At 37.7% G+C, this 13,636-nt stretch carries 18 protein-coding genes; 11 read left to right on the top strand and 7 right to left on the bottom strand.

Going from position 1 to position 13,636, the window contains the following annotated elements:
- The first annotated feature begins 193 nt into the window (after positions 1–193).
- Together CD31_RS21120 and CD31_RS24095 are read left to right on the top strand one after the other, a co-directional pair.
- Positions 194–703 carry a GNAT family N-acetyltransferase gene (locus CD31_RS21120; protein ID WP_244904996.1) on the top strand — a complete coding sequence of 170 codons (510 nt, stop codon included), beginning with the start codon at positions 194–196 and terminating at the stop codon, positions 701–703.
- Positions 704–765: 62 nt separating this feature from the next.
- Positions 766–888 (top strand): hypothetical protein, encoded by a 123-nt coding sequence (locus CD31_RS24095; protein WP_280522754.1) that lies wholly within the window; start codon positions 766–768, stop codon positions 886–888.
- A gap of 681 nt (positions 889–1,569) precedes the next feature.
- Here CD31_RS24095 and CD31_RS21115 read toward each other — a convergent pair.
- From CD31_RS21115 to CD31_RS21100, 4 genes are all read right to left on the bottom strand, one after another.
- Positions 1,570–2,217, bottom strand: a complete 648-nt coding sequence (locus CD31_RS21115; RefSeq protein ID WP_036080917.1) for a pentapeptide repeat-containing protein — start codon at positions 2,215–2,217, stop codon at positions 1,570–1,572.
- A gap of 75 nt (positions 2,218–2,292) precedes the next feature.
- Positions 2,293–3,243, bottom strand: a complete 951-nt coding sequence (locus tag CD31_RS21110) for a bile acid:sodium symporter family protein (RefSeq protein ID WP_036080914.1) — start codon at positions 3,241–3,243, stop codon at positions 2,293–2,295.
- Between the two features lie 90 nt (positions 3,244–3,333).
- Positions 3,334–3,525 (bottom strand): hypothetical protein, encoded by a 192-nt coding sequence (locus CD31_RS21105; protein ID WP_036080911.1) that lies wholly within the window; start codon positions 3,523–3,525, stop codon positions 3,334–3,336.
- Between the two features lie 37 nt (positions 3,526–3,562).
- Positions 3,563–4,096, bottom strand: a complete 534-nt coding sequence (locus CD31_RS21100; RefSeq protein ID WP_036080908.1) for an HXXEE domain-containing protein — start codon at positions 4,094–4,096, stop codon at positions 3,563–3,565.
- Positions 4,097–4,467: 371 nt separating this feature from the next.
- On the opposite strand from CD31_RS21100, the gene CD31_RS21095 reads away from it, so the two are divergent.
- Positions 4,468–6,240: an oleate hydratase gene (locus CD31_RS21095; RefSeq protein WP_036080904.1), complete on the top strand. Its 1,773-nt coding sequence runs from the start codon at positions 4,468–4,470 to the stop codon at positions 6,238–6,240.
- A gap of 188 nt (positions 6,241–6,428) precedes the next feature.
- Here CD31_RS21095 and CD31_RS21090 read toward each other — a convergent pair whose 3' ends face one another.
- On the bottom strand, positions 6,429–6,890 hold the full coding sequence (locus CD31_RS21090; RefSeq protein WP_036080901.1) for a GNAT family N-acetyltransferase: 462 nt from the start codon (positions 6,888–6,890) through the stop codon (positions 6,429–6,431).
- 78 nt (positions 6,891–6,968) lie between these two features.
- Here CD31_RS21090 and CD31_RS21085 point away from each other — a divergent pair, with 78 nt between their 5' ends.
- The 6 genes from CD31_RS21085 (at position 6,969) to CD31_RS21060 (ending at position 10,783) form a co-directional block, all read left to right on the top strand.
- Positions 6,969–7,364, top strand: coding sequence for a pyrimidine dimer DNA glycosylase/endonuclease V (locus CD31_RS21085; RefSeq protein WP_036080897.1), 396 nt, complete (start codon positions 6,969–6,971; stop codon positions 7,362–7,364).
- A 14-nt stretch (positions 7,365–7,378) separates the two neighbouring features.
- Positions 7,379–8,002, top strand: coding sequence for an HAD family hydrolase (locus CD31_RS21080; RefSeq protein WP_036080894.1), 624 nt, complete (start codon positions 7,379–7,381; stop codon positions 8,000–8,002).
- A gap of 397 nt (positions 8,003–8,399) precedes the next feature.
- Positions 8,400–8,720, top strand: coding sequence for a PadR family transcriptional regulator (locus CD31_RS21075; protein ID WP_036080891.1), 321 nt, complete (start codon positions 8,400–8,402; stop codon positions 8,718–8,720).
- A gap of 56 nt (positions 8,721–8,776) precedes the next feature.
- Complete coding sequence (locus CD31_RS21070; RefSeq protein WP_036080890.1) at positions 8,777–9,118, top strand: DUF1048 domain-containing protein; 342 nt, start codon at positions 8,777–8,779, stop codon at positions 9,116–9,118.
- A 153-nt stretch (positions 9,119–9,271) separates the two neighbouring features.
- Positions 9,272–10,033: an ABC transporter ATP-binding protein gene (locus tag CD31_RS21065; protein ID WP_036080887.1), complete on the top strand. Its 762-nt coding sequence runs from the start codon at positions 9,272–9,274 to the stop codon at positions 10,031–10,033.
- Positions 10,034–10,783, top strand: coding sequence for an ABC transporter permease (locus tag CD31_RS21060; RefSeq protein WP_036080884.1), 750 nt, complete (start codon positions 10,034–10,036; stop codon positions 10,781–10,783). It abuts the gene before it with no gap.
- A gap of 79 nt (positions 10,784–10,862) precedes the next feature.
- Here the strand turns inward: CD31_RS21060 and CD31_RS21055 are convergent, their stop codons facing one another.
- Together CD31_RS21055 and CD31_RS21050 are read right to left on the bottom strand one after the other, a co-directional pair.
- Positions 10,863–11,099 (bottom strand): DUF362 domain-containing protein, encoded by a 237-nt coding sequence (locus CD31_RS21055; protein ID WP_036080882.1) that lies wholly within the window; start codon positions 11,097–11,099, stop codon positions 10,863–10,865.
- A gap of 11 nt (positions 11,100–11,110) precedes the next feature.
- Entirely contained in the window at positions 11,111–11,620 is a 510-nt protein-coding gene (locus CD31_RS21050; protein WP_036080879.1) for a YwhD family protein, read from the bottom strand.
- Positions 11,621–12,221: 601 nt separating this feature from the next.
- Between CD31_RS21050 and CD31_RS21045 the strand changes: the two genes are divergently transcribed.
- Both CD31_RS21045 and CD31_RS21040 read left to right on the top strand, forming a co-directional pair.
- On the top strand, positions 12,222–12,572 hold the full coding sequence (locus tag CD31_RS21045) for a PadR family transcriptional regulator (protein WP_016994532.1): 351 nt from the start codon (positions 12,222–12,224) through the stop codon (positions 12,570–12,572).
- Positions 12,559–13,557: an HAAS signaling domain-containing protein gene (locus CD31_RS21040; protein WP_036080876.1), complete on the top strand. Its 999-nt coding sequence runs from the start codon at positions 12,559–12,561 to the stop codon at positions 13,555–13,557. Before CD31_RS21045 ends, CD31_RS21040 begins: the two co-directional genes overlap by 14 nt.
- The last annotated feature ends 79 nt before the right edge of the window (positions 13,558–13,636 follow it).

The following is a 13,636-nucleotide window of genomic DNA, read 5'->3' as shown; positions in this document are numbered from 1 at the left end:
TGGTGATCCTAGCCAAACGAAAACTGATCATAGAAGAAATGAGAATTCGGAATCCTATGGAAGTTTAATAGTGACGCAAGTAAATTTCTAGATTGTTATGTAGTTTAATTTTTTACATTAAAAGGAGCTGATCCACTTTTATTCTACTTTTGCTATACTTTATTAAATTGAATAGTATAAGGAGGCTATAAAAGTGGATTGGAAGATAAAAAAATTTGATGAGTTAACCGTAAAAGAACTATATGAGATACTGAAGGTTCGTGCGGAAGTTTTTGTGGTAGAGCAAGAATGTGTCTATCAGGATCTAGATTCAAAAGACGAAAATGCTTATCATTTATTTGGTGAAGACCAAGGAGAGGTAGTTGGGTATTTAAGGATCCTACCCAAAGGAATAGCATATCAAGAAGCAGCAATCGGAAGAGTGTTAACAAAGCAAGCATACAGAAGAAGGGGATTGTCTCTGGAAATGGTTAAAAGAGCAATTGATTTTATTCAAGATGATATTGGAGAAGACGCAATCCGCATTTCTGCGCAGGCATATTTGCTAAAATTCTATGAGGGCTTTGGATTCAAAACGACATCAGCTGTTTATTTAGAAGATGGAATAGAACATATAGAAATGCTGTATAAAAGGAGGGATAGAGCTGAAAAAGTGGCGGATAGAACGCTCAAAGTGGAGGATAAGCCTCGAATAGAAGGATAGAATTCTAAAAGTTGCGGATAGAACGCTTAAAGTAGCGGATACCCCTCAAATAGAAGGATAGAATGCTAAAAGTGGAGGATAAAACTGAAAAAGTAGCGGATAGAACGCTCAAAGTGGAGGATAAAACTGAAAAAGTAGCGAATAGAACGCTCAAAGTGGAGGATAAGCCTCAAATAGAAGGATAGAATGCTAAAAGTGCAGGATAAGCCTGAAAAAGTAGCGGATAGAACGCTCAAAGTAGAGGATAGCCCTCAAATAGAAGGATAGAATGCTAAAAGTGCAGGATAGAACTGAAAAAGTAGCGGATAGAACGTTCAAAGTGGAGGATAAGCCTCAAATAGCAGGATAGAATTCTAAAAGTGGAGGATAAAACTGAAAAAGTAGCGGATAGAACGCTCAAAGTGGAGGATACCCCTCAAATAGCAGGATAGAATGCTAAAAGTGCAGGATAAAACTGAAAAAGTGGCGGATAGAACGCTCAAAGTGGAGGATACCCCTCAAATAGGAGGATAGAATGCTAAAAGTGCAGGATAGAACTGAAAAAGTAGCGGATAGAACGCTCAAAGTGGAGGATACCCCTCAAATAGAAGGATAGAATGCTAAAAGTGGAGGATAGAACTGAAAAAGTAGCGGATAGAACGCTCAAAGTGGAGGATAGCCCTCAAATAGAAGGATAGAATGCTAAAAGTGCAGGATAAAACTGAAAAAGTAGCGGATAGAACGCTCAAAGTAGCGGATAAGCCTCAAATAGGAGGATAGAATTCTAAAAGACGATATAATAGAAGATTTATAAATTGCAACAATTGAGCGCTATCCGTGAATATGGATAAGCGCTTCATATTTTTCTTGAACTTTTAAACCTTAAACTAGTATTTAACCTTCAATCCTAGTAATGAAGCAAAACCTATGGCTTGTTCAGTAGAGACTTCACACCCATTTAAACTTTCTGGGGTTACTTGAAGTCTTTTAAATTTACATGTACTGATGTCTATTCCTTTTAAGGAGGTTTGGGAGAAATCCACATCATTTAGATCGCTTTCCTGAAACGCCACCTTATTAAGTAAACAATCATAAAAATTCGCACCTTGCAGGGAGGTGCTATCAAATAGCACTTGTTTAAAGCGCACTTCCGGGAAATTGCATAAGTTTGCAAGACAATGTTCAAATGAAACATTACCGAGGTTTGCTTCAGTTAAATTCAACCCTAATAATTTACAATTTTTAAAGGCCACTCGATGAATGATCCCTTCTCTTAAGTTAGCGTTAGATAAATCGCAGTTTTCAAAAATAACGTCCGTTAAATCAATTTTTGGAAAGGTACAATCGATGAATGTGACATTTTTAAAGATAACATTCGAAACGATTAATCGTTCAATATCCTCGTGAGCAATGACCGTATCCGTAATCATGCAATTTGTTAAATAGGGTTCCTCCTCATAAAAAATATCCTGAAAATTTGCCTTGTCAAGATTTGGAGGTATTTTTGGTGAGGTAAGTTGGAAATTGTATGACATATTAGCACACCCTTCAAATATAAATAAAAGCTTCTCCTATTTAGTATAAGTGCAAACCTAAAATAAGAACACCGTCTATACGGTGCTCTTATCTGGTTTATACAACGGATTCACCATCTTACTAAAAACGGAGGCTAGTACCTGTTGAAACAGCATACCGAACACAACAGGCATGGCGACTTTACCTGGAAAGTACGTTGTGGCCACGATGACACCGACAGCAATATTTCTCATGCCACCAGTAAAAACAAAGGTTGCCATTTGTGGACCGTCTTTTAACAGATATCGACCAATGAGGTAAGCAAATAGATAGCCTGAGACTGCAAGTAAGAACACTAAAAGCACCACGAAGAAGAGATGCATGTTGATATCCTTTAAGTAGGGAGCAATGGCACTACTATTAATCAATATGACCGCAAATAAACATAGCTTTGAAAAAGGAGCAAGTTTTTTACCGATTTTTTGGGGGAGGGCTCCTTTCGAAAGTTCATTCACTAAGATACCTAAAATCGTGGGTAAGACAATCATCCATAGTAAATTCAGAATCAGGGATGCCACATCCAACTCAATTTTTTCACCCGAAACGATATAGAGGATGAAGGGGAGGATGATGGGAGAAAGGAGCGTATCAATTAAAATAATCGATAAGCCTAATGGTAAGTTCCCTTTGCAAATATTGATCCAAATAACACTCGTTACGCCTGTTGGAAGTGCAACCGCTAAGACAAAACCAATAGTCAACAAATGGTCATCGAACAAAACGGTGGATAAGAAATAAGCCCATAAAGGCATCAAAAGATGAAGAAAAAGGATGGAGAATAAAATGAGAACTGGATGCTTCATGAAAATTTTTACATCTTTAAATTTCATATTTAAGCTTCCTGAGAATGTCATGAAGGCAAATAGCCAGGAGACAAGGAATAATAAATGATGTCCAATGCTTTCTAAGAATACACCTACAATTAAACTTAATGGTGTCAGGATTGCAATGTATTTTTGGAGAAATACATTCAGTTTTTCTAACATACAAAGACCTTCTTTTTTTATCTGATTTTATCACTTTTATTATAATCGTAGGTAAATCTACCGCAAAAAAAAGCAGAAGATTTACTCCTGCTAAGAATTTACATGTTTTTTATCGGTTTCTTTAGTAAACGGAATCCCTACAATGCCTACGATCAATAAAATATTACCTGTCCACCTAATCCATAAATAATAAGGATGGTCTTTTAAAAAGTACAACGAAGCTAGGATAATAACCATCCCAATAGCAATCATCAACTTTAAATAAATCGGAGTTTTTGCCACTCTCCTGCCTCCTTTCTATCTTTTCATGAACATGTAGCTATATCACTCTTTTTCCTAGCCAATGCGCAGTAAAGACAATGGGGAAAAATAGTATGCCAAAAGGGAGGCTTATCAACACGATATGCCAAGTAAGGATGCCACTAGAAAACAAAGATTTAAATAAAATAATACTATAAGGGATAATGATGATGGCTGATGTGATAGCACCTGGTGTGATAGAACGAAATAATAGCGATTGTCCAATATGGGTAAAAGCATGGATAAAGAAAACAAGTGTGACAGATGTGAAAAAATAGAGAGTAAAAGCGACTCCGTTTAGGAAATAGTAGTTAGCCAGAATGGTAGAGAGACTGACAAACAAAAAGATAAATAATACGGCAACAGCAAATTGGGCTGTGGTCATTGAAAATTGTTTTACCACTTTATCAGCTATTTTTTGGGGTAATCTTTCATACAGCTTATGACGATTATGATGTAACCATTTCTCTATCATAATAATTTCTTCAAAATCATGGATAATAAATAAAATAGGAAACAACCAAATAAGTGTTTGAACATTCAACCATTCCATATGAATACCTCTCTCCTTATCACTATGCTGGAAGTGTTACTAAAAATACCATATTTATATAATATATGTTAATAATAACATATTGAATAAAGGTAAAAAAGATTTATTAAGATAATAATTATGCAAATCTAGTAACGACATACTGGATCTATTTTTCCTTTTTAAGGCAGAATTCAAGGGGGTGTTACAATTATTTACTGTTTGATTCTCTTTTATAAAAATACAAATACTTGCTATGTCCAATGAGAAGGCTGGATAAATTAATGAACAATTATGGGGTTTGAATTTTTTGTTAATTATTAGTTCATTTTACCATTTTGTCGATAGTCTATGTTATTCTATATTAGAATAATAAATCAGGAGGCGGTAATATGTATTACAGCAATGGTAACTATGAAGCTTTTGCACGTCCGAAAAAACCTGAGGGAGTCGATGGAAAATCTGCTTATCTGATTGGCTCGGGTCTAGCCTCGCTTTCAGCAGCATGTTTTTTAATTCGTGATGGCCAAATGAAAGGTGAGAACATTCATATTCTTGAAGAGCTAGATATTTCAGGAGGAAGTCTTGATGGCATACTTAATCCGACGAGAGGGTTTATTATTCGCGGCGGACGAGAAATGGAAGATCATTTTGAATGCTTATGGGATTTATTCCGTTCCATTCCTTCATTAGAAGTAGACAATGCATCGGTTTTAGATGAATTTTACTGGCTCAATAAAGAGGATCCTAATTATTCAAAATGTCGATTAATGAAGGATAGAGGCCAAAGACTAGAGGATGATGGCAAGTTTACCTTATCAGATCAATCCTCAGAAGAAATGATTAAATTATTCTTTACGCCTGAGGAAAAATTAGAGGATAAAAAAATCACAGATGTTTTCTCAGATGAATTTTTTGAATCGAACTTTTGGCTCTATTGGTCCACGATGTTTGCGTTTGAAAAATGGCATTCTGCGATGGAAATGCGTCGTTATATTATGCGCTTCATTCATCATATTGGCGGATTACCAGATTTATCGGCCTTGAAATTTACAAAGTATAATCAGTATGAATCGCTCGTGCTGCCAATGATTAAATACTTAGAAGGTCATGATGTTGATTTCCAATATAATACGGTTGTCGAAAATGTTTTAGTTGATAGGGTAGGAGACAAAAAAGTAGCTCATACATTGGTGTTACGAAAAGATGGTGTGAAAAAGAATATTGAACTAACAGAAAATGAGTTAGTGTTTGTGACAAATGGTAGTATTACAGAAAGTACAACATACGGGGATAATAATACGCCAGCCCCTATCAATAAAGATTTAGGTGGCAGCTGGTCCCTGTGGAAAAATATCGCTGCCCAAGGTGAAGAGTTTGGTCGACCAGAAAAGTTCTGCGATAATCTGCCAGAGGAAAGCTGGTTTGTTTCAGCTACCCTTACAACATTAGATGATCGAGTGGCTCCATATATTGAAAAAATCAGTAAAAGGGACCCATACGCTGGTAAGGTCGTAACAGGAGGGATTGTCACAGCTACCGATTCTAATTGGATGCTAAGCTATACATTGAACCGACAACCTCACTTTAAAAATCAACCAAAGGACCAATTAGTTGTTTGGATTTATGGCTTACTATCAAACAAGCCAGGTGATTTTATTAAGAAAAGTATTACGGAATGTACAGGCATTGAGATTGCCCAAGAGTGGTTATACCATATGGGTGTACCAGTGGATGAAATTCCAGACATTGCCCAAAATTCTTGCAATACGATTCCATGCTATATGCCATACATCACCTCTTATTTCATGCCAAGAGCAATAGGGGATCGTCCACTTGTTGTGCCAGAAGGGTCTACTAATTTAGCCTTTATTGGCAACTTCAGTGAAACAGCAAGAGATACTGTCTTTACTACGGAATATTCCGTAAGAACGGCGATGGAGGCAGTCTATCAACTATTAAATATTGACCGAGGCGTGCCAGAGGTATTTGCATCTGCCTTTGATGTTCGCACATTATTAGCATCAACGGCTCGTTTACTGGATGGTAAAAAACTAACAGATATTGATGCACCATTTATTTTAAAGCAAATCGGTAAATTGGGTATTCATAAAACAAAGGATACAATCATTTATGATTTACTGAAAGAAAGTAAATTAATATAGTGTTGAAAAATAGACAAAGCAGTTTGAGGGGCTTTGTCTACTTTTCTTTATAGCCAATCTTTTACATAGGCAAGTAATCCAATAAACGCACCTAATCCCATGCCAATAAAGACAGGCACTACGAGGTTTGCTTTCTTTTGTACGGTTTTCATTTCTTCCATTGAAATCCCTTCTTTCTCATCACATACTTAAAATTCTAAGCGCATTGTCTGGTTCGTATCCTTGAACCCGTGTTTTTCATATAAGGATTTAGCACCTTTATTTTCAGTCAATACATTTAACTCCAAATAGTCCAAGTGACGATAGGCTGCCCATTTTTTCGCTTCATCTAATAAAGCAGAACCAATTCCTTTATTTTGATAATGTTTACCAACGATTACATCCACAATAAAAGCATATTTGTGCTCAACCAAGCAAGTATAGGGTGGGGTCGTCGTTTCTTTAATAAGCAAAAAGCCTACTACTTCGTTCTCGAATGTTGCGATTAAAATATCTGAATCCTCTTCAATAATCGTAAACCTGATAAAGTTGGCATCTTGTTTGGCAGGTTTGATATATTTAGGTTGAAGAATCGACATCTCTAAAAAAAGCTCTTGGTATAAACGCTCAATTTGTGGAATTTCATCGAGCGTTGCAGTTTTGATTTCCATACTATCCCTCCGTCAGTTATAGCATCATAGTAAGTAATATTTTACATTAATGGTTGATGAATAGAAAGGGGAAGGCACATGAGGTTATGGCACATAGATGTAATAGCGTATCTACCAAAAGGACAACTACTGTCACAGTGGAGAGAGCTAAATAGCATATTTGCGAAAGAGGATCAGCATATTTTGATTAATTATATATACGAATACCCGAAAGAAGACTTATATTTGTATACAGAAAAAGTCATGGCTGAAATGAAGAAGCGGGGCTATCAAATTCGAACCTACGAAAAAAAGAATCACTACTTTAAGGATTTAGGTCCAGTAAAGGATAGGAAACCCTTTCAACAGCATCATAATCAGGAATATCTTGAAATATGTTTTTATAATTTAAAGGAGAAATTTATAAGAGGCCAGAAGGATTATGAAGAGGAAATGTATCAGCAATTATGCACATATGTAAATAACGTGCTTTAACTAGGAGGGTATACATGTTAAAAGCGATTATATTTGATGTAGATGGAACGATTTTGGATACGGAGAAAGCGATTTTACAGTCTTTGCAAAGAACCTTACGAGAAGAAACAAAAATAGACTATCCGTTTGAGACGCTACGATTTGCTTTAGGCATCCCAGGAAAAGATGCGTTGCAGAGGCTCAACGTGGATGACATAGAGGCTGTGCATCAGAAATGGTCTGCGGCTGTGCTGGATTTTTCACATGAAGTGGCTGTTTTCGAAAGTCTAGAGGAAGTTATTCAGCACCTTGCAGCAAAGCCGCTACAATTAGGTATTGTCACTTCTAAAACAGCGCAAGAGGTAGTGGATGAGTTTGAGCCGTTTGGGTTAAGTGAGTATTTCCACCATATTGTAAGTGCCAGTGATACGGCAAAGCATAAACCACATCCAGAGCCACTGTTAAAATGTCTGGACGCATTACAGATAGCACCAGAAGAGGCCATCTATATTGGTGATTCTATCTATGATTTCCAATGCGCAAAGCAAGCAGGCACCAAATTTGCCCTTGCCCATTGGGGAGCCAAATCCACCATTGGCTTTGAGGAGGCAGATTACGTTTTCTATGAGCCAAAGGATATTTTAACAATTGTTAAGTAGCATGAAAAACAGAAGATGGTGTCCTAGATTTCACACCATCTTTGCCTATGAGAAGGTAAATAGTTAAAAAGGTTAAGACAGTCAAATTCCTTAAATCTACACTCACATGGGATAGGATATTGAACGTAAATAAATGGCTCACCTGATATGGATAAGTACAGTCGCTTCATAAGAATGTGAAAACTTAATGAAAGAACATGGAGTTGCATAAGCAGCTCTTTTTTCTTTCTTGAATAGTGGCATCAAAAAATTTATAAGAAAGTAATTGACACCCTAACTACTCGGTGTTACTATATAGTTGTAATAAGTAATACTTAATAGCTTCTCGAAAGCGAAAAAATTTTACCTAAGTACTAAGTTGTACAGAATAGTAAAGCAAATAGAGGTGGTTCTGCATATGGAAAATTTAACAGAGATGCTGAAGGGGTCCCTGGAAGGCTGCGTAATGGAAATCATTAGCCGTCATGAAACCTATGGATACGAAATTACCCGACGCCTGAACGAGTTAGGGTTCACTGAGGTCGTGGAAGGGACGGTCTACACCATCCTCGTGCGTTTAGAGAAAAAAAAACTGGTGAATATTCAAAAGAAACCATCAGATATGGGACCGCCCCGCAAGTTTTACTCACTTAATGAGGCTGGACGTGACGAACTAAAATTATTTTGGGAAAAGTGGGATTTTATCTCGTCAAAAATCAATGCTCTAAAGTCTTTTTAGTTTCATATGATAATGCGTCTGATCTTTAGCTTGATAATACAAAGGAGGAAAATAACGTGATCGAATTGTTCAAAAAAATGATGGGTGATAAAAAAGAGTACAAGATGATGATGGCACGGGTCGAACAACTACCAGAGGATTACCAATTTGTGTTTAAAAAAATTCAAAACTACATGTGGAATTTCACAGTGGGTAATGGGATGGATATGCTGCATATGCAATATGAATTGATCGAGTTGTTCGAGGCTGGGGCAGCAGAAGGCAGGAAAGTGCTGGAAATCACTGGCGAAGATGTAGCGTCTTTTGCTGATGAGCTAGTGGCAAACGCAAAAACCTATATCGCCAAGTATCGTGAAGATTTAAACCAAAGCATTTTGAATCGATTAGGAAAAAAATAAATGGGTCAGTAATACCGACTGAATAGCTACTTGTTCATTGTTGCCTTCGCTATTCAGTTTTAATTTCAAATGGTACTAAGTTATACAGATTATCAGTCAGACTGAGTAGTTAAGGAAGGGCAATCTACTCTGCGAAAAAAGGGAGGAAATAGGATGAGCAAAGATACGATTTCTGTAAAAGGGTTAAAAAAATCTTTTAAAGAAAAGGAAGTTTTAAAGGGCGTGGATTTTGAGGTGCGGCGTGGTGAAATTTTCGGTTTGTTAGGCTCAAATGGAGCAGGGAAAACGACGATAATCAATATTCTCTCCACATTGATGAAATCTGATGGTGGCAAAGTAGGGATTTGCGGTTTTGATGTCCAGCACCAACCAGATTATGTTCGTCAGAGCATCAGCCTAACAGGGCAGTTCGCCACTTTAGACGGTATGCTCACAGGGCGGGAAAATCTGATCATGATTGCTAAATTGCGAGGAGTTTCCAATCCCGCTCAAACCGCAGACAATCTACTCGCAAGATTCAGCCTGACAGATGCAGGCAATCGTCGGGCAGACAATTTTTCTGGCGGGATGCGGCGCCGACTTGACATTGCCATGAGCATGATTGGGTCGCCAGCGGTTATTTTTCTAGACGAACCAACGACAGGGCTTGATCCTGAAGCACGAATGGAAGTCTGGGAAACAGTCAAGGAGCTTGCGGATGGTGGCACGACCATCTTGCTAACGACCCAGTACCTGGAGGAAGCCGAACAACTGGCGGATCGTATTGCCATCCTACATGAAGGAAAAATTATAACGACTGGCACCCTTCTAGAACTTAAAGAGATGTTTCCACCAGCGAAAGTAGAGTACATCGAGAAGCAGCCAACACTTGAGGACATTTTCCTCGCCATCATTGGCAAAAAGGAGGAGATATAAATGAAGAGTCAAACATGGGTATTGCTAGGTCGTTTAATGCGTAACATTATGCGCAGCCCAGATACAATAATCACGGTGGCGATTACACCAATTATGATGATGCTTCTATTTGTCTACGTATTTGGTGGTGCAATAGAGACAGGCACAGACAACTACGTCAATTATTTATTGCCAGGAATCTTATTGATGGCCATTGCATCGGGCTGCGCTTACACTTCCGCGCGGCTGTTTACAGATAGAAAGAGTGGGCTGATGGCGCGTTTTATCACCATGCCCATCAAGCGTTCGTCTGTATTGTGGGCTCATGTGTTGGCCTCGCTTATTTCCAACGCGCTTACTGTTGTAGTCGTTATCCTTGTTGCGTTCTTGATGGGTTTCCGTTCTAGCACGGATCTCTTGGATTGGTTCGCGGTAGCTGGCATACTAGGGCTGTTTACGCTAGCATTGACATGGTTGGCAGTCATTCCTGGATTGGCAGCAGGCACGATGGAGGGGGCAACAGCCTACTCATACCCACTGATTTTTTTACCTTTTATCAGTTCAGCCTTTGTTCCCACGGAAACCATGCCTAAAATTATTCGAGCGTTTGCTGAGAACCAGCCCGTTACCTCAATCGTCAATGCGATTCGTGCTCTCTTATATGAAGGCTCTGTTAGTAATGATATCTGGCTCGCTCTTATGTGGTGCATCGGCATCATGGTCATCGCTTATTTTTTCGCCATTAAACAATTTAAACGCCAGTTAGGCTAATACGAACAAGTCGATTTCTTATTGTATAGGAAATCGACTTGTTCTCGCTTCTATTCAATTTATATGGATAAAGACAATGCTAATTTCGAAAATGATTTCGTACTAGAAGGGTTGCTGACTGATATTCAGATGGCAACTCATCCTCAAAATAAATCGCTTCTACTGGACAAACTAATTCACAAGCTCCACAATCAATGCAAAGATCTGGATCAATTACATATTGGGTATCTGTCATAACAATGCAATTTACTGGACAGACATCCAAACAGACAGCCGCTTTTTCATCCCTACATAATTCTGTAATGACAAATGCCATGCTAAATCCTCCTATACAGACAACTGGTGTTTTAATTCTTCGGGTGAGTGTTTCCAATACGCTTCATCAAATTCAGATAAAAACTGATAAAGTAGCTTTTTTGAATGACTATCTATATGCTGCAAGAGAAATTTCCCTTTCAGTGCCTTATCTAAATAATTTACCTGTTCTGGCAAAGATTTATAGCCAAGTTTAATACGGCGTTCTTCTTTTGATACCCGTACTTCACTAGCGGTACATCCCGCATAATAGGGGCCATTTTGATTAACCTGAATCGCTACCCAAACTATCCAGTAACGATAATAATCATTGCTAGCATGAGCTAGGTCAGGAGAAAAACGAACTTTTTTTTCAATTTTACTTCGTCCGTGTAAGGCTTCTAAATCTATAAACACGTGCTCTTTTTCACAATCTATAATAATTGACGTTACATTATTTAGATCAAGGGTACCTACTCCGTAACCGCCATCCCCGTCAGTTGAATCGTTACTTAAAATTGTAAAATGCATTTTCTCTTTCATAGAAGTCACCTCTAGGCTTTTTATACCGATGTACTTTTTTATAATCAACAATAATTGAATCAAAACAATGGTCTGAACATACAGTTTTGCTCCTAGCAAAAATCGCATAAAAAACATCACTGTACGCTACGTTGTACAAGCTGTTATACCTGTTGGTAATTTTTCAAGTACAAATCTAACAAACACATTACGTATAGTTTTATAAATTAAGATACTTGAACGTTTCGTAGTCATTTTTTTCTATACGTAATGGTTGTCTAGGATTTTTCCTCTACTTTTATCGTTAAAAAGTATACATACAATATACCGTGTGACGTCAAAGATTGTCTTCAGACGAATGTCTGAAATGTTATGTATTGGAAATTTGACGCTAATACAGTGATTGGACCTTTAATTAACCGAACATTGTTGCTATCAATTTTGCCTTTCCGATTTAACTGCTTGAAACCAAGCACCTAGCATAATTTCGTGAAATAGGGATGGGACACAAGCTTGACTAGAGGAAAATAAAATTGCTTGTTGTTGTAACAACAATAGTGTATGATACATAGTATAAGTTATACAGTGTATATCATATAGTAAGCGAAATAGAGGTGAACGAATGAGTACGTTACTGAATTCATTAATGACTGAACTTAGGAGAGGAACACTGACATTAGCCGTTTTAAGTCAATTACGAACACCGCAGTATGGATATTCACTTGTTCAATTATTAGAAGATTCGGGCATTAACATCGATCAAAGTACCTTATATCCATTGCTTCGCCGTTTAGAAAAACAAGAGTTAGTGACAAGTAGCTGGGAAACCTCTGAGAGTAGACCCCGCAAATACTATGTATTAAGTGAATATGGATTAGACGTCTTTTTACAATTGAAACGAGAATGGATTAATAATTCAAAAGAACTCTATGAGCTACTAAAAGGAGATGAGGATAAAGATGAATCTGACTGAAATTTATATTCAAGAAGTCACGCGGAGGCTGCCTGAAAAAAATCGTGAGGATATCGCACTTGAGTTACGATCAACCATTGGGGATATGCTGCCTGATGATTACAATGAGCATGATGTAAAGGAAGTGCTGGAAAAGTTAGGGAACCCAGCAGCGTTAGCGAGCGGTTATCGTGATCAACCAATGCATTTAATCGGCCCTCGCTATTTTGATGTATACCTCTCGTTACTAAAAATGATTATACCAATTGCCGCTGTCATTGCGGTAATCTCAATGATTGCTGAATATTTTATTAGTTTTGGTGGGGAAGAAGCGGTTATGAATGCTGTCCTCAATATGATGGGTGAAGGAATATGGAGAATCATCGAAGTAGGCATACATGTCTTCTTCTGGCTAACGGTCGTATTCGTCATTTTGGAACGTACTGATAAAGGAAAAGAGCAGCATCCATTATCAGCAAGCCTAAAAAAATGGACTCCCGAAGATCTGAAAACCGTCATTTATATTCCTAAGAAAAAAGCAATTACGAAGCTTGAAGTATTTGGCTATTTAATGTGGACGGCCATTTGGGCAACTTTTTATTTTTATGCAAATCATCTTTTAGGTATATATGAAGATGGTGGAGAGGGTCTCAAGTTCGTAATGCCAGCTTTAAATCAGGATGTTTTACTTCATTATTGGCCCATTGTAATCGTTGTCATTGCTCTCGAAATAGGGTTAGCTCTCTACAAATTACTGAAAGGACAATGGACGAAAAAAGTGGCAATCTTTAATACAATTGTGGAGCTTTTCGCAACCGTTGTATTCATTGTGATAGTAAGTAATCCGAATTTAATAAACCAAGAAAGTATCACGTACATGAGTGATTTATTTACCACCTCTGCTAAGCAATTTGAAATATGGCTAATTGGCGGCATAATCATTATATTTGTTGTATCTGCGGCAATCAGTATATTCGACGGCTTCCGTAAGGCAAGAATCCGTTAATTCATTATCAACACACTTTACTTCAAGATGGCCTCCATAGTGAGCCATCTTTTTTTCAACTAATGGAGTTTTGTAACTT

The sequence above is a fragment of the Lysinibacillus boronitolerans JCM 21713 = 10a = NBRC 103108 genome (assembly GCF_000772935.1).
GTDB lineage: Bacteria > Bacillota > Bacilli > Bacillales_A > Planococcaceae > Lysinibacillus > Lysinibacillus boronitolerans.
Note: the sequence above shows the minus strand (reverse complement) of the source record. Positions and strands in the feature narration are given on the sequence as shown.